The 17,265-nt window shown below is 66.8% G+C and carries 16 protein-coding genes; 4 read left to right on the top strand and 12 right to left on the bottom strand.

Going from position 1 to position 17,265, the window contains the following annotated elements:
- Positions 1-5 precede the first annotated feature (5 nt).
- Together LDB29_RS19865 and pip are read right to left on the bottom strand one after the other, a co-directional pair.
- Positions 6-332, bottom strand: coding sequence for a hypothetical protein (locus tag LDB29_RS19865; RefSeq protein ID WP_037482609.1), 327 nt, complete (start codon positions 330-332; stop codon positions 6-8).
- Between the two features lie 2 nt (positions 333-334).
- A complete protein-coding gene (gene pip / locus LDB29_RS19860; RefSeq protein ID WP_025549311.1) occupies positions 335-1,288 on the bottom strand; it encodes a prolyl aminopeptidase in 954 nt (317 codons plus the stop codon).
- A gap of 226 nt (positions 1,289-1,514) precedes the next feature.
- On the opposite strand from pip, the gene LDB29_RS19855 reads away from it, so the two are divergent.
- Positions 1,515-4,202, top strand: a complete 2,688-nt coding sequence (locus LDB29_RS19855) for a TonB-dependent receptor (protein ID WP_025549312.1) — start codon at positions 1,515-1,517, stop codon at positions 4,200-4,202.
- A gap of 474 nt (positions 4,203-4,676) precedes the next feature.
- On the opposite strand, the gene LDB29_RS19850 is transcribed toward LDB29_RS19855, so the two are convergent.
- The 5 genes from LDB29_RS19850 to LDB29_RS19830 form a co-directional block, all read right to left on the bottom strand.
- Positions 4,677-4,994 (bottom strand): PilZ domain-containing protein, encoded by a 318-nt coding sequence (locus tag LDB29_RS19850; protein ID WP_025549314.1) that lies wholly within the window; start codon positions 4,992-4,994, stop codon positions 4,677-4,679.
- 319 nt (positions 4,995-5,313) lie between these two features.
- Positions 5,314-5,736, bottom strand: coding sequence for a biopolymer transporter ExbD (locus LDB29_RS19845; protein ID WP_025549315.1), 423 nt, complete (start codon positions 5,734-5,736; stop codon positions 5,314-5,316).
- Between the two features lie 79 nt (positions 5,737-5,815).
- Positions 5,816-6,304 carry a biopolymer transporter ExbD gene (locus LDB29_RS19840; protein ID WP_025549316.1) on the bottom strand — a complete coding sequence of 163 codons (489 nt, stop codon included), beginning with the start codon at positions 6,302-6,304 and terminating at the stop codon, positions 5,816-5,818.
- A 114-nt stretch (positions 6,305-6,418) separates the two neighbouring features.
- Positions 6,419-7,177: a MotA/TolQ/ExbB proton channel family protein gene (locus LDB29_RS19835; RefSeq protein ID WP_025549317.1), complete on the bottom strand. Its 759-nt coding sequence runs from the start codon at positions 7,175-7,177 to the stop codon at positions 6,419-6,421.
- An 85-nt stretch (positions 7,178-7,262) separates the two neighbouring features.
- Positions 7,263-7,919 (bottom strand): energy transducer TonB, encoded by a 657-nt coding sequence (locus tag LDB29_RS19830; RefSeq protein WP_257555541.1) that lies wholly within the window; start codon positions 7,917-7,919, stop codon positions 7,263-7,265.
- 267 nt (positions 7,920-8,186) lie between these two features.
- Here LDB29_RS19830 and LDB29_RS19825 point away from each other — a divergent pair, with 267 nt between their 5' ends.
- Entirely contained in the window at positions 8,187-9,047 is an 861-nt protein-coding gene (locus LDB29_RS19825; protein ID WP_099185566.1) for a hypothetical protein, read from the top strand.
- 113 nt (positions 9,048-9,160) lie between these two features.
- The gene (locus LDB29_RS19820) at positions 9,161-10,465 is read left to right on the top strand and encodes a homoserine dehydrogenase (protein ID WP_025549321.1); all 1,305 of its coding nucleotides are present in this window, start codon (positions 9,161-9,163) and stop codon (positions 10,463-10,465) included.
- 182 nt (positions 10,466-10,647) lie between these two features.
- On the opposite strand, the gene LDB29_RS19815 is transcribed toward LDB29_RS19820, so the two are convergent.
- On the bottom strand, positions 10,648-10,959 hold the full coding sequence (locus LDB29_RS19815; protein ID WP_025549322.1) for a hypothetical protein: 312 nt from the start codon (positions 10,957-10,959) through the stop codon (positions 10,648-10,650).
- Positions 10,960-11,100: 141 nt separating this feature from the next.
- On the opposite strand from LDB29_RS19815, the gene glpX reads away from it, so the two are divergent.
- Entirely contained in the window at positions 11,101-12,084 is a 984-nt protein-coding gene (gene glpX, locus LDB29_RS19810; RefSeq protein WP_025549323.1) for a class II fructose-bisphosphatase, read from the top strand.
- Positions 12,085-12,151: 67 nt separating this feature from the next.
- Here glpX and LDB29_RS19805 read toward each other — a convergent pair whose 3' ends face one another.
- The 4 genes from LDB29_RS19805 to LDB29_RS19790 form a co-directional block, all read right to left on the bottom strand.
- On the bottom strand, positions 12,152-12,529 hold the full coding sequence (locus LDB29_RS19805) for a MerC domain-containing protein (RefSeq protein ID WP_025549324.1): 378 nt from the start codon (positions 12,527-12,529) through the stop codon (positions 12,152-12,154).
- A 192-nt stretch (positions 12,530-12,721) separates the two neighbouring features.
- Positions 12,722-15,382 (bottom strand): bifunctional lysylphosphatidylglycerol flippase/synthetase MprF, encoded by a 2,661-nt coding sequence (mprF, locus tag LDB29_RS19800; RefSeq protein WP_025549326.1) that lies wholly within the window; start codon positions 15,380-15,382, stop codon positions 12,722-12,724.
- Complete coding sequence (locus LDB29_RS19795) at positions 15,379-16,794, bottom strand: AcvB/VirJ family lysyl-phosphatidylglycerol hydrolase (RefSeq protein WP_257555537.1); 1,416 nt, start codon at positions 16,792-16,794, stop codon at positions 15,379-15,381. The genes mprF and LDB29_RS19795 overlap by 4 nt, the downstream gene beginning before the upstream one ends.
- On the bottom strand, positions 16,791-17,222 hold the full coding sequence (locus tag LDB29_RS19790; RefSeq protein ID WP_025549329.1) for a DUF2147 domain-containing protein: 432 nt from the start codon (positions 17,220-17,222) through the stop codon (positions 16,791-16,793). The genes LDB29_RS19795 and LDB29_RS19790 overlap by 4 nt, the downstream gene beginning before the upstream one ends.
- Positions 17,223-17,265: the final 43 nt, after the last annotated feature.

Raw genomic sequence — 17,265 nt, 5'->3', positions numbered from 1 at the left:
GACGGTCAGTGGGTGCGGCTGGTGACGTTGGCGGTGCCGTCGGCCTGAATTTCGATCAGATGCGCCGTGCCGTCATTGCACGCGGCCTTCCAGCCCTTGACGCCGGGCCGCACCTCGGTCCGCTCCGACCGGATGACGGTCGGGCAAGCCGCTCCCGACGCCCGCACCGCGCGTTCCAGCACGCCGTTGCGCTGGGCCTCGTCGAGCTTCGCGACGGCGGCCGCGGCGCCGGTTTCGGGCGTATCCCGGCGGTCGACCGCGGTGATCCGGTCGCTGCTCTCGCCACAGCCCATCAGGGTGATGACCCCCGCCAGCACCATCCATATGCGCATGCTTATCCTTTCGCTTGGGCGGCAAACCCGTCCGTCGCCCGGATGAGCGCGTCCAATATGCCGGGTTCGTTGAACGCATGGCCCGCCCCTTCGATCATCTCGAAGCGCGCCCCGGGCCAGGCCCTGTGCAGCGCCCAGGCGGTTTCGGCGGGGCAGGCCATGTCATAGCGGCCCTGCACGATGACGCCGGGGATGCCCGCCAGTTTCCCGGCGTCGCGGATGAGCTGCCCCTCCTCCAGCCAGCCGCCATGGACGAAATAATGATTTTCGATCCGCGCGAAGGCGAGCGCGAAATCATCGGCCTCATGCGTGGCGGACAGCGCTTCGTCGGGCAGCAGGCGGATGGTCTCGCCCTCCCAGACGCTCCAGGCCTTGGCTGCGGCGATCTGCCGCGCGCGATCGTCGCCGGTCAGGATGCGGCGATAGGCGTGAAGCAGGTCGCCACGCTCCGCTTCCGGGATGGGCGCGACGAAACGTTCCCATTTGTCCGGATAGATGCGGCTGGCGCCTTGCTGATAATACCAGTCGATCTCCTGCTTGCGGATGGTGAAGATGCCGCGCAGCACCAGTTCGGTCACGCGGTCGGCATGGCTCTGGGCATAGGCCAGCGCCAGCGTGGACCCCCAGCTTCCGCCGAAGACCAGCCATCGGTCGACGCCCATCATCTGCCGCAGGCGTTCGATGTCCGCGACCAGGTGCCAGCTCGTGTTCGCCTCCAGCTCCGCATGGGGCGTCGAGCGACCGCAGCCGCGCTGGTCGAAGAGGAGGACGTCGTAGCGTTCCGGATCGAACAAGCGGCGGTGGTCGGGCGATATGCCGCCGCCCGGCCCGCCATGCAGGAAGACGGCCGGCTTGGCGCCCGGCGTCCCGGCCCGCTCCCAATAGACGCGGTGGCCATCCCCCATGTCGAGATGTCCGGAAGCGAAGGGTTCGATGGCGGGATAGAGCGTGCGCATGCGCAAAGGTGTAGAAAGTCTGGCGGGCAATGCAATCGGCAGACGCGCGATCCCCTTCCGGCATGGCAGGTCGCAGCCCCGCCAAGGCCTTTTGCGATGCGGCCCGGCCCGGGCGGCACGATGCCGGATTACATTTTGCGACAAATCTTTATGGGCATTGCCAGAGTCTTGCGACAACTTCCCCCTAGAGAGAGGGCATTCAGGGTTTGATCCTAAGGGGTAAACAGTGCGCCGTTCCTTTGCCTGTCTTCTGTTTCCGTTGATGATGAGTGCGGCGCCGGGCGCGCTGATGGCGCAGACCGAGGAGCCGAGGGGCCCGGCCGGGCAGATGGACGATGCCGATGAGATCGTCGTCACCGGCCAGCCCGAACGCGGCGCGGTGGTCGGCAATGTCAAGCCGGAGCAGCAGCTTTCCCCCGCCGATGTCCGCGCCCTAGGCGTCACGTCCATATCCGAAATGATCTCCGAACTGTCGCCTCAGACCAATGGGACGCCGGTGATCCTGCTGAACGGCAAGCGGATCTCCAGCTTTTCGGAAATTCAGGACATCCCGTCCGAAGCGGTGGCGCGGGTCGACATCCTGCCCGAACAGGTGGCGCTCAGCTATGGCTATGCGCCGACGCAGAAGGTGGTGAACATCGTGCTGCGCCAGCGTTTCCGCGCCGAAACGGTGGACCTGCGCGCAGGCACAACGACGCAGGGCGGGCGGGAGAATGGCTCGGCGGAAGGCGGGCTGCTGCGCATCCGGGGCGATAATCGCTTCACCCTTAACCTGCAGTACAAGACCGCCGCATCCCTGCTGGAGAGCGAGCGCGGCGTGGTGCCGACCGTGCAGGGTGAGCAGGCCAACCGGCAATCGGGCATCGACGCCTTTCTGGTGGGCGGGAATGGCATGACCGGCGGCGAGCTGGCCCATCATCGCACGCTCAGCCCGGCGACGGAGAGCTTCGCCGCCAATGCGACGCTGGCCCGCGCCCTGGGCAAGGTGTCCATGACCGTCAACGGGCGGCTGGAACTGTCCGACAATGACAGCCTGCAAGGGTTCCAGGCAGCCGCGTTCGACCTGCCCGCCGGCAACCCCTTCTCGCCCTTCGCCGCGCCGACGAGCTTCTATCGCTATCTGCGCCAGGCGGGCGAGTTGGGACAGCAGATCAAGGGCACGACCGGCCATGTCGGCGTGACGCTGAACGGCCTGCTGGGCGGCGGCTGGCAATGGTCGTTCACCGGCAATGGCGATTATTCGAACACCCGGACTTCGACCGACCGGGGGTTTGCGACCGGAGCGATCCAGAGCGCGATCGATGCAGGCGCGGACCCGTTCGGCGGCTTTTCGTCCGACCTGCTGTCGACGCGGGTGATCGACCGGGCGGAGGCGGAATCGAAGGCGGTGCAGGGCGACCTGCTGCTGTCGGGTCCGCTGTTCGACCTGCCGGCCGGGGCGGTGACGACCGCGGTGCGCGTGGGCGGATCGGCCAATGGCTTCGATAGCTGGTCGATCCGTTCAGGCGAGGAGCGCGACAACAGCTACAGCCGGGAAATCGGCAGCGGGCAGATCAGCGTCGACCTGCCGATCACCAGCCGGTCGAAGGGCGTGCTGGGCGCGGTGGGCGACATCGGCGTCAATGTAAACGCGGCGGCGCAGCATTATTCCGACTTCGGCACGCTTTCGACCCTGGGGTACGGCATGCGCTGGCGGCCGGTGCCCGCCGTGCAGTTGCTGATGTCGGCCAACCAGGATCGCGCCGCGCCCACGGGCACGCAGATCACCGATCCGCTGGTGTCCACGCCCAATGTGTCGGTGTTCGACTATGCGACCGGGCAGACCGTCTTCGTGACGCAACTGAGCGGAGGCAATGCCGCCCTCAAGGAGAGCGTGCGCGACCAGTTCCGCCTCAGCGCCAATATCAAGCCGTTCGACAAACCCAACCTTACGCTGACGGCGACCTACACCAACAGCCGGACGAGCAACCCGATCTCGGCCTTCCCGACGCCGAGCCCCGCCATTGAGGACGCCTTCCCCCAGCGCTTCCTGCGGGACGAAGACGGCAATCTGGTGCAGGTCGATGCGCGGCCGATCAATTATCTGCGATCGCGGAGCGAGCAGCTCCGCTGGGGCTTCGACCTTTCCATTCCGCTGAAATCGCACATCCAGAAGGTGGTGGAAGCCTGGCGTGCCGCCGGCGCCAGGCCCGAGGAGCGGCCCAAGGAGTTGCAGGACCTGCGCAGCCTGTTCGGCAATCGCGGGCCGGGCGGCGGCCAGGGCGGACAGCCCCCTCAAGGACAGGATGGCGGCGAGCGGCCACGCGGCGAAGGCAGTCGGGGCGGCCCGGACGGAGGCTTTGGCGGAGGTCCGCGCGGTCCCGGCGGCGGCTTTGGCGGGCCGGGAGGTTTCGGCGGCGGCCGTGGCGGCGGGGGCGGCGGCCGGCTCAGCTTCAGCCTCTATCACAGCTGGCATTTCACGGAGAGCATCCTGATCGCGCCCGGCGTGCCGGAACTGGACCTGCTGAACGGCGACGCCACGGGATCGTCGGGCGGCCAGCCGCGGCATGAGCTGAATGCACGGATGGGCTATACCAATAACGGCCTCGGCGCGCGGTTGAGCGTGGATTGGGAAAGCGGCACCCATGTCGACGGCGCCCTGAACGGCACGGCGGGCGGCGCGTCGCGGCTGGACTTCGGCAGCCTGGCGACGGTCGACCTGCGCCTGTTCGCCAATCTGGGGCAGATGCCTTCGCTGGTGAAGAACCATCCGTTCCTGCGCGGGGCGCGCATATCGATCGGCATCGACAATCTCTTCAACCAGCGGCGCAGCGTGACCGATGCGAACGGGACCACGCCGGTCCGGTACCAGCCGGGTTATCTGGACCCGCTGGGGCGCGCGGTGACGATCAGCTTCCGCAAGCTGTTCTTCTGACGGATTGATGGCGATGCGCGATGGATCGGAATGACGCTTCGGCAGGCACAGAACAGGCGGTCCAAGCACCATTCATGACGAGCAGGATATAGTGCCACCCGGCTGCGTCGGAGCGCCGCCAATACACTCGAAGCCGCCATGGACGGGAGGGTTGAGGCCGTGGACATGAAGGCTTGTCGCGTCATCATGCTCCAGTCCGATGCGACGCCGCGCCCATCACCGCCCGGCGTCGGCAAGGCTGCGGCCGCTGCTAAACAAGGCGAAGACCGCATGGACGGCAGCGAAGTTCACCGCGTCGGTCAAGGACGACGCGGATGGAGACGCGGATGGGATGGTCCGGAGCGGGCCAGCGGCACCGTCAGCGGGGAACCGCAGCCGTGGAGGAGACGATGGGTCGGCGTCCCCATGGGCGCCAATCATCGGCGTGATGGCGGCCTTTGAACTGAGCGCGCCAGCAAGCGAATCGCCGCCGGTTTATTGGCTGATCCGGATGATGTGATCGAGAATCGCCGGATGCAGCGGGCGTTCGAAGACGCAGCCCGATTCATGCGACCGGCTCCACAACACACGCGCCCGGCGGCCTTCGAAGCCCGGCAGCATGATCCACAGATCATCGTCCGCCGCCAGTTTCATGAAGCTTTTCAAGCGGAAACCGACTTCGGAGACATCGGTGATGTGGCTCTTGAACCAGGTCTCGCCCGGGCGTCGGACCCGAACGCCGATCACAGCCGTGCGGCGATCCGCCAGACGATTATTGCCGTGATACGGGTTTGTCTGAACTTTGGCGCCCATGATCCCATGCCGATTTGACCGGCCGCATCATCGCCCGTCGCGGTGAAGAAAGCATTAAGCCGAACCCGGCCGGGCAAAAATAAGGGGCCGCCGAAGCAGCCCCCATGCAGGTCCGCGCATCACGCGCCCGATTGCGTCACCCCAGCCCGCGCCCGGAAACGGGAAGTCGAACATTCCCGGCCAGACGGCGGCGGCGTATTCGTGCCCTGGGGGCGCACGGACGTCCGATGATCCAGCGAACGCCCGTCCTGCGCCCCTTTCGATGCGCAAATCCTACCGAACCGGTTCCGGCGTTGTGCCGGCTCCGGTTCCGACGGCCTTAGAAATTGCCGTACTGTTCGTTGCCGACGAAGCCCAGCTTCGTCACGCCAGCGCGCTTGATCTCCGCCAGCACTTCGTCGACGACGACGTAGCGGGTGGCGGCATTGGGCTGGAACTGCAATTCGGGTTCGACCGGCAACCGCAGCGACTGCTGCAGATACTGACGCAGGGTCAGCAGGTCGATGGCCGAACCGTTCCAGGTGATGACGCCGCTGGGATCGATCGCCACCTTGTTCTTGACAGGGTCGATGACGCTGTCGGTCGGCGGCGCGTTCTGCGGCAGGTCGATCTTGACCGCGTGGGTCTGGATCGGGATGGTGATGATGAACATGATGAGGAGAACGAGCATGACGTCGATCAACGGCGTCGTGTTCATTTCCACCATCGGTTCGCCATCGTCTCTTCCGGCACTCATTGCCATGGCGATACTCCTAGAGCATTTTCATCGATGGACGTGGACCGGCCACCAGGTCTGAAAATGCGGCACAAAGGGCTGTAACTTAAAGCCGCTGCGTATGCGAACCCGGCTCGGGCTCGGATATGAAGCCGACCTTCGGGAAACCGGCGCGCTGCATCGTGTAGATGGTACCGCCGATGCACCGATAGGGAACGTTGATGTCGCCGCGGATATGCACTTCGGGCAGATCCTCGGGCGTCAGATTCTCAACGCCGCCCGCCTTCTTGATGTCCGCCTCCAGCTTCGCGACCGCACGGTCGAGCAGCTCGTCGGAGGAGACGCGGGTCAGGTTCCAGTAGACCGCACAGCTACCGTCGGAGCCCTGCGTGATCGACAGGGAGACGTTTTCCGGTTTCGTCGTCGTCGGCTCGAACGCGACCTTGGGGAGCTGCAGCTGAACCGTCTGGACGACGACCGGGACCGCGATGAGGAAGATGATGAGCAACACCAGCATGACGTCGACGAGCGGCGTCGTGTTGATGTCGGACATCGGCTTGTCTTCACCGCCGTCAGAGCCAACACTCATTGCCATTGATTATTTCCTAACATGCTTGTCGATGGCGCCCCGGCATTCCGGGACCCACGTCCGATAAGGGGGACCGGGCGTCGCAGCCGCCGCCGGCCCCCTTGCCGGCATCTCAGCCTATCAGGCCTTGGTCGGCGCAGCGGCCGGCTTGGCGGCCGGAGCGGCCGGGGCAGCGGCGATCGTCGGCTTCACGGCGCCGTTCGACACCAGGTGAGCCAGCAGGTCGACGGTGAAGCCGTTGAGCTGTTCCGCGATCGACTTGTTGCGGCGCTGCAGGAAGTTGTAGGCCAGCACCGCGGGAACGGCCACGGCGAGACCCAGGGCGGTCATGATCAGAGCTTCACCGACCGGGCCGGCGACGGCGTCGATCGAGGCCTGACCGGCAGCACCGATCTTGATGAGCGCGCGGTAGATACCGATAACCGTACCGAACAGACCGATGAACGGCGAAGTCGAACCGACGGTGGCGAGGAACGCCAGGCCGCCGCCGAGCTTCGAATTGATCGAGGCTTCCGAACGGGCGAGCGAACCGTGCAGCCAGTCATGGGCTTCGACCGGGTCGGTCAGCTTGGTGTGTTCTTCCTGGGCCTTGATGCCGTCGTCCACGATCTGCTTGTAGGCCGAGTTCTTTTCCAGCTTGGCGGTGCCTTCCTTCAGGGTGGCGGCGCGCCAGAAGGTCGCACGAACCTTCTTGCCCTGGTTGATCACCTTCTGCTGTTCGATCAGCTTGGTGAACAGAATGTAGAAGGTGCCGATCGACATACCGCAAAGGATGATGAAGACGGTCCAGGCGATGGTGCCGCCCTGCTCAAGGGCCTCCATCAGGCCATACGGGTTCTCCGCCTTGGGCGCGGCAGCTGCTGCGAGATACATCAACATGTTCAAGACTTCCCTCTCAAAGGATCAATAAACAAGGGTAGGCGGCGTCCAGTCATCCGGAGGCGCTCGCCCGCCCTTTTCAAAATCATTCCGGCAGACGCCAGGTGATCCGGCCATTGTACGTGTCCGACATCGGACCACCTCCGGCTGCCGTCGCGGGCTTGAACCTCGCACGCTTCGGAAGCAGGCGGCACGTCGCCTCGTCGAGGTCGGCATGGCCGGTCGAAGAGGTGATGGTGCAGTTGGTCACGCGACCGTCCGGGCCGATTTCCAGCCGGAACCCGGCCGTACCCGAGCGTTCTTCACGCTGCGCGCGGCTCGGATAGTCGGCATCGCTGAGCCAGCTGCCCGGGCTGCTGCGCGGCGACGCACGGGATGCGGGCACCTCCGGCGGCGGGGGAGCCGGCGGCGGCGGCGGAGCGGCAACCGGAACCGGGTTGAAGACCGGCGGCGGAGTCCGGACCGTCTGGATCGGCGGTGCGGGGGCCGGGGTCTGAACGATCGGCGGCGGTGCGACGACCGGCGGCGGTTCGACCGGCTGGTCTGGCGGCGGCGGCGGCTCCTCGTCCGGTGGCGGCGGTTCCTCCTTGACGTCGATCACGTTCAGCTGTTCCGCCGCCTTTTTGACATATTTCATGCCAAGACCGGTGACGAAGGCATAACCCAGAACAGCGTGAATCAGGGCGACGATAATGATCGAGATCGTGCGACTCGATCCTTGCGAGTGGTCAGCATAGGCCATTCGGCAACGACACTCCTTAACTCAGCTTACCAGTTGATTATCGGCAAATAAGCCAAAAACGGCCCGAGCTGGCCGGGCTACCCCGGTCATCTTGGCCCCTATCCGTCCATTTGCTACCGTGCGAACTCCTATCGCGGCGCATCGTGGCACGCAAACGCTTTATCGATATGATCATTTGCGACCGCCATTACACACCGGAAAGACTTGCATGTGACAAACATGTCACGGACTGCCATCATTAGGACGAAGATGAAAAAGAAATCCACCATGCCCCTGCGGAAGCTCGCCCTGCTCTGCCTCATTTCCGCCGTACAATCGCAGATTTCCGTGGCTCAGACGGGTTCGGGCCGGATGGTAACGCAACCATCGGAACGCGTGGCGGGACTCTCCTATGCGGACATCGCGGACCTCGCGGACGCTGCGCCGCTGGTGGCACAGGCGCGGATTGGCAACATCATCAAATTGAAACCCGCGCAGGCCGGCACCGTCCCGGCAGGGTATCAAAGGGTCTATGTGGAGGCGAATGTCGCCAATCTGATTCGCGGCGAGGGGGGAATCAGCCCCATCGTCCGTTACCTCTACGACGCGCCGCTCGATGCGCGGGGCAAGATGCCCAAGCTGAAGAAAGCGCAGGTCATCCTGTTCGCGCGTCCCGGCGGGCGCCCCGGCGAAATCCAGCTCGTCGCACGCGATGCGCAGATCGTCGCATCCCCTGCGGAGACCGAGCGGGTGAAGGCGATCCTGTCCGAACTGGTCGCCGTCGATGCGCCGCCCCGCATCATCGGACTGGGCGATGCCTTCCATGTCGCGGGCACGATCGCCGGCGAAGGGGAGACGCAGATTTTCCTGCGCACGGAAAATGGCGACCCCGTCTCGCTGTCCATCCTGCGCCGGCCCGGGCAACAACCGCGCTGGGCCGTGGCGCTGGGCGAGATCGTGGATGAGGCTGCCCGGCCCCCGGCGCCGGGCAGCCTGCTCTGGTACCGCCTGGCCTGCGGCCTGCCCAACGCGCTGCCGGCCCGGTCCGTGCGGGCGCTCTCGCCCCAGGACGCCGAGTTGGCCCGTGCGGATTATCAGATGGTCCTGGACGCCCTGGGCCCCTGCGGGCGGACAAGGACGGCGCGCTGATTGCGCGATGGCGGCAGCCTTCCGGTTCCGCGGCCGGCTCCTTTTTCTTGGACAGAAGCGCAGAGGCCGCTATCAGCGCGGCGTCTCGTGATCAGGAAGGATGAACGGAAGCCATGACCAATCTGCACCGCCATGCCCCGCTGCGCGTCGCGCTGGTCGGCCTCGGCACGGTGGGCGGCGGGGTCATTCGGCTGCTCCAGACCAATGCCGACCTGATCGCCCGCCGCGCCGGTTGCCCGATCCAGATCGTCGCCATCTCGGCGCGCGACCGCAACAAGGATCGCGGCGTCGACCTCTCCCCCTATGAATGGGTGGACGACATGACCACGCTGGCGACCCGCGACGACATCGACGTGGTGGTGGAACTGATCGGCGGGGCGGACGGCCCTGCCCTCACCCTCGCCCGCCAGTGCCTGAGCGTCGGCAAGCCCTTCGTCACCGCGAACAAGGCGATGCTGGCCCATCATGGCCTCGACCTTGCCGGGCTGGCGGAGAAGGCGGGCGTCGCCCTCAAATATGAAGCGGCGGTCGCGGGCGGCATCCCTGTCATCAAGGGCATGCGCGAAGGCGCGGCCGCGAACGAGATTGCGCGTGTCTACGGCATCCTCAACGGCACCTGCAACTACATCCTGACCACGATGGAGAAAGAAGGGCGCGGCTTCGACGAGGTGCTGAAGGAAGCGCAGGAACTGGGCTATGCCGAGGCCGATCCCAGCTTCGACATCGACGGTGTCGACGCCGCGCACAAGCTGACCATCCTCGCCAGCCTCGCCTTCGGCACGGAACTGGATTTCGATGCGGTCGCGACCACCGGCATCCGCCATGTCATCGCCGCGGACATCGCGGAGGCGGCAGCGCTCGGCTATCGCATCCGACTGGTCGGCATGGCGGAGAATGGCCCCGACGGCCTGTTCCAGCGCGTCCACCCGATGCTGGTGCCGCTCGATCATCCGCTGGCCCATGTCGACGGGTCGCTGAACGCCGTGGTGGCGGAGGGCAATTTCGTCGGCCGCCTTTTCTTCCAGGGGCGCGGCGCGGGCGACGGGCCGACCGCATCGGCGGTGGTCGCCGACCTGATCGACGTGGCGCGCGACGAATATGGCGACGCGCTGGCCATGCCCGTGGCCGCCCTGGCCCAGCAGAAGCCGGCCGATGCGGGCAAGCGCGTGGGTCGCGCCTATCTGCGCTTCAAGGTGCAGGATCGGCCCGGCGTGCTGGCGGAGATCGCGGCGGCGACCCGCGACGCCGGCGTGTCCATCGAGAGCATGATCCAACGCGGCGCCAGCCAGACGGACGGCGTGCTGGTGGCGATCGTCACCCATGCGGGCGAGGAACGCTGCGTAAGGGAGACGCTGGACCGGCTGGCGGGGTCGGACAGCCTGCTGCAAACGCCGATGGTGATGCATATCCTGGATTGAGATGCAGGTGTAAGGCATGGCGCTGGGATTGGCCCATCCAGGACCTTCGACAGAGGGGTGGCTGGCGCGACATCGGCGGCGGTTTTCAACGGCCAGCTTGTAAGCTCGCCGCTTGCGCCCACCCTATCCCTTCCACAGGCGGGAGGGGCAGGGCTTCGAACGCCCCTCTTCGTTCCGCACGCTCAATCCAGCCCGAAACTCCGGGCCAGCGTCTGGCCGATGGGTTCGCCCAGCCGGAATATCTGCCGATTGGCGCGCTTGGGGCAGCCCATATTGCCCACGATCCGGCATGGCCGCGCATCGAAGCGGTAGGCGCTCATCTTCCCGTCGCCCGCTGAAGCCGCGCTTCGTCCCAGACGCGGTTCCTGCGCGACCGTTTCGGTCAGGCACAGCGCCGGCACGGCCTGGCATGGCGCTGGCCGAACCCTGGCGATCCGGCGCGGCGCGGCATCGGGCTGCGCGGCGAGGCTGGCGGCAATCAGCAGAAGGATCATCGGAGCGGCCCTTGGTCTTGTCCTGCTGCGAACGCCACAAACGCGCTTCCGTTGCATCCCCCTCGCGAAAAGCGCACCCTCGACAATGTTCGAGCGACATCCTATCGCGCTCTCCAAAATAGCGGCTGAAGAGGAAACGACATGGTGCAGGCAAGCTCGATACTCGATCGTGTGCTGGTGCTGGAGATGGTGCGCGTGACCGAAGCGGCCGCGATCGCCGCGTCGAAGCTGATCGGCCGCGGCGATGAGAAGGCCGCCGACGCCGCCGCGGTCGAAGCGATGCGCCTGGCCTTCAACGACCTCTATATGGACGGCACCGTCGTCATCGGTGAAGGCGAACGCGACGAAGCGCCGATGCTCTATATCGGGGAGAAGGTCGGCAACGCGATCGGCACCGGCCCGCGGATCGACATCGCGCTCGATCCGCTGGAGGGCACCACCATCACCGCCAAGGCCGGTCCCAACGCGCTGGCCGTGCTGGCGATTTCCGAAGAGGGCGGCCTGCTCAACGCGCCCGACGTCTATATGGAGAAGCTGGCGGTCGGCCCGGGCCTGCCGGACGGCGTCATCGACCTCAACAGGTCGGTGAAGGAGAATGTCGAGGCGGTCGCCCGCGCCAAGGGCGTCGACGCGCATGAGATCATCGTCTGCGTGCTGGACCGGCCGCGCCATGAGAAGCTGATCGCGGAGCTGCGCGCCATCGGCTGCGGCATCATGCTGATCCCGGACGGGGACGTGGCGGGCGTGATCGCCACCACCAATCCCGAAACCAATATCGACATGTACATGGGATCGGGCGGCGCGCCGGAGGGCGTTCTGGCCTGCGCGGCGCTGCGCTGCGTCGGCGGGCAGTTCAAGGGCAAGCTGCTGTTCCGCAACGATGACGAGCGTGCACGCGCCCGCAAATGGGGCATTGCCGACCTCGACAAGGTCTATGACCTCAACGAACTGGCCAAGGGCGACTGCATCTTCGCGGCGACCGGCGTCACCGACGGATCGTTGCTGGCCGGCGTCAAGCGGCTGCCGGGCGGCAAGCTCACCACCGACAGCGTCGTGATGCGCGCCAGCACCGGCACGGTGCGCTGGGTGAAGGGCGAACATCGGCTGGACCGTAAACCGATCTGAGCCGGAATCAGCGGCCAAGCAAAAGTGGGCTTGCCGGCCCCCTTTTTCATGCGCGATGCTGGAGCGGCTATCGCCCGGCGCGGTGATTGAGATCGTGGCCAAGCGCCAGGATCGCGACGCCCAGCAGCGTATAGGCGCTTTCCTGCCAGCCATGATCCATGGTGAGCGCACCGGCCATGATTCCCAGGCCCAGCGATCCGATCGCGGCCGGCATCATGAAGCCATGCGCCACGGCGCCATGGCCGAGCGCTACCGCGCCCAGCAGGATCGCCAGCACCAAGCCGGCCTCATGGAAGATCGGGCTTTCGAAAATCCCTCCGGCCGAGGCGAGCACGCCGAGCAGCACGGCCGTACCGAAGCAATGCGCCACGCACACGCCCGACAGAGCGATCGCGATGCGATCGATCCGGCCGTTGAGCAGATGCTGGCGAAGGCTGATCGGCATGGTGCGTGCTACATAAGCGAGGCCGAGCAAAGTTACAACATATCATCACGTGATTTTTGCGATATGTGCGGAAGATGTTTTTGGTCTAGCGTCGCCATCAGGCCGCGCCGCGCTCCTTCGGGAGAGGGCGGCGTTCAGACCGTCGGCCATCCCCTCTGCGTCACCCGCTTCCGAGCCGGCAAGCCGAAAATCTCAACCCACATCCGCCCCTGCCAGCCGTCCCGATGACTGGCCTCCCTCATCATCCAGGCCCGCCGCCGGCGGTGCATGCGTCCTACGCCGCCGCGTCCTTGTCGCTGCGCTGCCCGGTCCGCCGCCGACCAGCTTTTGCAGGTCGATCATCGCGCGGGACAGGGATATGCCGCTTGGCCCGGCGATGAAGCGCGGTTCCCAGCGCGGGGCATATTTGTCCTTATAGGCGCGCAGCCCCTCGAAACCGTAGAAGCTTTCGCCATGGCGGAAGAAGAAGGCGCCCGCCTTGGCCCAGAAGGGCGACAGACGGCGCGCCTCTATCCCCGACAGCGGCGCGAGTCCCAGGGTGAACCAGTCATAGCCCTGTTCGCGGCCCCATTGCATCAGGCGGATGAACAGGAAATCCATCGTGCCATAGGGCATCTCATCCGCGTGGCGCATCAGGTCGACCGACAGTTCGCGGCGATTGGCGGTGGCCCAGATATTGGCGAAGGCGACGATCCGTCCCTCCTGCCGGACGAGGGCGCAGTCGCAGGCGGCGATATAGGCGGGGTCGAAGCGGCCGACGCTGAACGCCTTTTCGCCATGGCCCTTGGCGGCGAGCCATTGGTCGGAGATCGCCTTCAATTCCGCCAGCAGCATCGGCACCCGGCCCGCCGGCACGATCTCGAACGTCGCCCCTTCGCGCATGGCGCGGCGTTCGGCATAGCGCAGCGGCTTGGCGTCCGGCCCGTCGAGCGTGAAATGATGCAGGTCGACGCGGGCTTCCTCGCCATATTTGACGATGGCGAGGCCAAGGTCGATCGCCAGCGGCAGGGCGTCGAGGCTCAGTTGGTAGAGCAGCAGGCGGCCCTGTTCTGCATCCGCCCTTTCGCGCAACTGCCACAACAGGTCGGGCCATTCCGACCGGTCGCCTACGGGGTCGCCCATCACGATCCAGCTATGTCCCTGCACCTGGTACATGACGAAGGCGCGGCCAGTGCCGGAGGTCAGGAACAGCTTGTCGCCGGTGGTGGCCAGCAGCGCGTCGGTCCGTTGGGCCAGCGCCAGCGCATCCGCGCTGGCCGTGATGGACGGGCGGTCGGCGAGGCGCGGCGCGGTCGCGGGGCGGAACATGCGCCAGAAGGCGGCGCTGACCGCCAGCACCGCGGTCGCAAGGCCTGCGCGCAGGAAGCGGGCGGCGTTGGCGTGCGGGCCGAAATGCCACCACAGGTCGTTCTGATAATCGACATGCTTATAGGCGAAGAAACCGATCCAAATCGACAGGCCGACCGCCACGGCCAGCGTCGCGATCCAGGCGGGGGTCAACGCTTCGGCGGTGAAGCTGGTGCGGCGGTAGAAGGCGCCCCGCGTCCATTGCAGCAGCGCGGCGATCAGCAGCAGCGCGCTCGCCTCCTCATAATCCAGCCCCTTGATCAGCGAGAAGAGCGCGCCCGCCAGCAGCAGCGCCCGCGTCATCCAGAAGGCGGCGTCCAGCCTGCGGTAGAGGCCCGATGCCAGCAGGATCAGCAGCGTGCCGATGACGCTGGCGGCGAAATGGGATGCTTCGATGAAGGTCAGCGGCAGCCAGCCGGTGACGATGCGCATGCGGTGCTGGATCGCAGGCAGCGCGCCGGAGATCAGCAGGATCACGCCGCCCACCGCCACCAGCAGCGACAGCATGACCGGCGCCATGCCGGACGCGGCGGCCTGCGCGCCGTCCAGCACCCGGCTCACCGGATGGCGCCAGCCATTGCCTTCATGCAGGGCGATGGCGATGACCCCCAGCAGCAGCGGGATCAGATAATAGATCAGGCGATAGGCGATCAGCGCGGCGAGCAGGCTGGGCCTGTCCACATCGGGCAGGGTGGCGACGATCACCGCCTCGAATATGCCCAGGCCGCCGGGCACATGGCTGACCAGAGTGACGATGACCGCCAGCCCATAGGCCAGGAACAAAGTGGGATAGAGCGCCGGGGCGATGCCGGGCACCAGGATGAACAGCGCGGCGCTGGCGGCGGCAAGGTCGATGCAGGCGACGCCGATCTGGGCGAGCGCCTGCCCCTGGGTCGGCAGGGCCAGCCGCCAGCCGAACAGACGCGGGGCGCGGGCGGGGCGGGCGAGGAGGAACAGGACCGCCGCCGCCGTCAGCAGGATCGCGCCCCCCGCCAGCCTTTGCCACGGCATGCCGATCGTCCATCCCATGATGCCGATGTCGGCCGGATGGACCAGCATCAGCGCGCCCGCCAGCACGAATACCCCGCCCCAGAAGGACAGGCCCGCCGAGGCGATGATGCGGGCGATGTCGCCGCCCTCCAGCCCGGCGGCGGTGTAGATGCGGTAGCGCGCCGACCCGCCGGTCAGCAGCGAGAGGCCGAGATTGTGGCTGAGCGTGTAGCTGCAGAAGGACGCCAGCGCCGCCGTCCGCCACGGCAGGGGCCGCCCGACGATCCGCAGCGCGACATAGTCGTAGAAGGTGAGCGCGATGTAGCTCGCCGCCGTCAGCGCCAGCGCCGCCGCCAGCCGCCAACCGGCGATCAGATGCACGGCATGGCGGATGTCCTTCAGCCGCACTTCCGCCAACAGGCCGTGCAGCGCCACCAGCCCCAGCGCCGCCACCGCCAGCGTGACGGCGACCGTCAGCGGCGCTTTCCAGGCCTTGATCCGCTCGACCAGGATCATATCGTCAGCCCCTTGAGCATATGAGTCACCAGCAGCGGGGCGTTGCGATCGAAATGATGGCCGCCGGGCACCACCACCATCTGCGCCAACCCTTGGGGAATGGAGGGGCAGGCGCTGTCATTCTCCAGCGTCCCGCGCACGCAGAGCATCGGCAGGCCGCGCAGCCGCTTTATGGCGGGAACGGTCGGATATTGACGGGTCGAATCCATGTCCAGCCAACTGCTCATGTGGAACTGGAAATCGGCGCCGGGGCTGAGGCCCAGCAGCGACAGGCGCTGCACCTGGGTGCGCTGGGGGGCGGGCAGGCCGCCGACGATATAGGAAAGCACGTCCGCGCCGAAGCTGTAGCCCACCAGCAGGACGCGGGGGCGATGCCAATGGCGCGAATAGCCGCGGATGATCGCGCTCAGGTCCCGGGCTGCGCCCTGGGGCGTGCGCTGGCTCCAGAAATAGGACAGGCTGTCCATGCCGACCACCGGGATGCCCGCATGAGCGAGCTGGCCCGCGACATCCTTGTCCAGTCCGACCCAGCCGCCGTCGCCCGAATAGAGGACCGCCATCATGCCGGTGCGCGGCGCGGCGGCGTCGGTGACGATGTTGAGCGGCAACCCGCTGGGCAAAGCGGCGTCGGCGGGTGGCGCGGCGAGGAAAGGCCTTAGCCGGGAGAGCAGCGCGACCTCTCCCTGCCCCTTGGCAGCCGTCACCAGCCTGCCGCTGCCGGTGCGGGCGACGAAGCGTTGCAGGGCCGGGCGGGGGCGGACGTCGGACAGCACGATCCACGGCGAAGGGAGCTTGCGGCTGGGAGCGAAGGCGAAGCCATGATGGACGGGTGCGGCCTTCAGGCTGCCTGACCGGCACCAAGGCCGCCCGCCGTCGAGAAATGGCGTGAAATCCTGCGACAGCACTGCCTTGTAGGCTCCATTGGGTCCGGCGGCGAGCGTCGCATAGGCCAGCGCGGCCCCCTCGCCCCGGCCGATCAGGACCGGCTTGTCGTACATGGGCAGCGCCAGCCGGTGCTGCAGGTCGCGGGCCAGCGCGATGATACCGTAATTGGGATTGATGCAGCGGCGCGAGGTGTGCAACGCCTGCAGGAAGACGGGCGTGGAGATGCCGGCCACCAGCGCGCCGCGCGCTGCCAACAGGCGCGCGGTGTCGGCGCTGTCCTCGTCCCAGCCATGGCTGTCGGACAGCGCCAGCACGACGCCGCTCGGCGCGCCGGCGGGCTGGTAGACGGCGATCCGGCCCAGCGACGGGAGGCTATATTGGCTCTCCGCGACCGGACCGGTCGCGCCGGGCACAGGATCGGCCGCCGCCCGGGCCGGATTGCTGGCGTTGGAGGTCGACAGCAGCAGCGCTGCCGCCGCGAGCAGGCCGGGTATCAGCCAGAGACGGGCGCGGCGGAACCGGATCATGACTGCCCCGGCAACCGGTCTATCCGGGTCCAGAGCTGCGACTTGCAGATAAGGCCGCCCAATATGCAGCCTTTGACCTTCAACTGGCCCGGTGAAAGCTGGCTGATCTGCGAACTGAAGCGGCGGCCCAGATCAGGGACGAAGACGGTGCCGCGCCACTGTCCTTTCCCCTCTGCGCGGTAATCCTCCAGCAATTCGGTGCCGACCAGCCGGGCCGTGCCGCCGTCGCGGGCGTCGGCCTGCGCCTCGCGGTCGGCCCAGACGATCCAGCCGCACAGCCGGTCGCCGCACGCTCCGGTGCGCACGGCGACATTATTGTGCGGGCTGAGCCACAATCCTTCGGGCTGCGCGACGGGCACCTTGGCCGCGAGGACGGCGGGGGCTGCAACCAGAAGCGCCAGCGCCGCCCAAAGCCTCCCTATCGCCATAAGACCCATCCTTTCGAGGAACGATCACGGCTTCTAGGCCCGT

The sequence above is a fragment of the Sphingobium sp. CFD-2 genome, from assembly GCF_024611135.1.
In the GTDB taxonomy this organism is placed as follows: Bacteria; Pseudomonadota; Alphaproteobacteria; order Sphingomonadales; family Sphingomonadaceae; genus Sphingobium; species Sphingobium fuliginis.
This window is presented reverse-complemented; position numbering and strand designations above follow the sequence as displayed.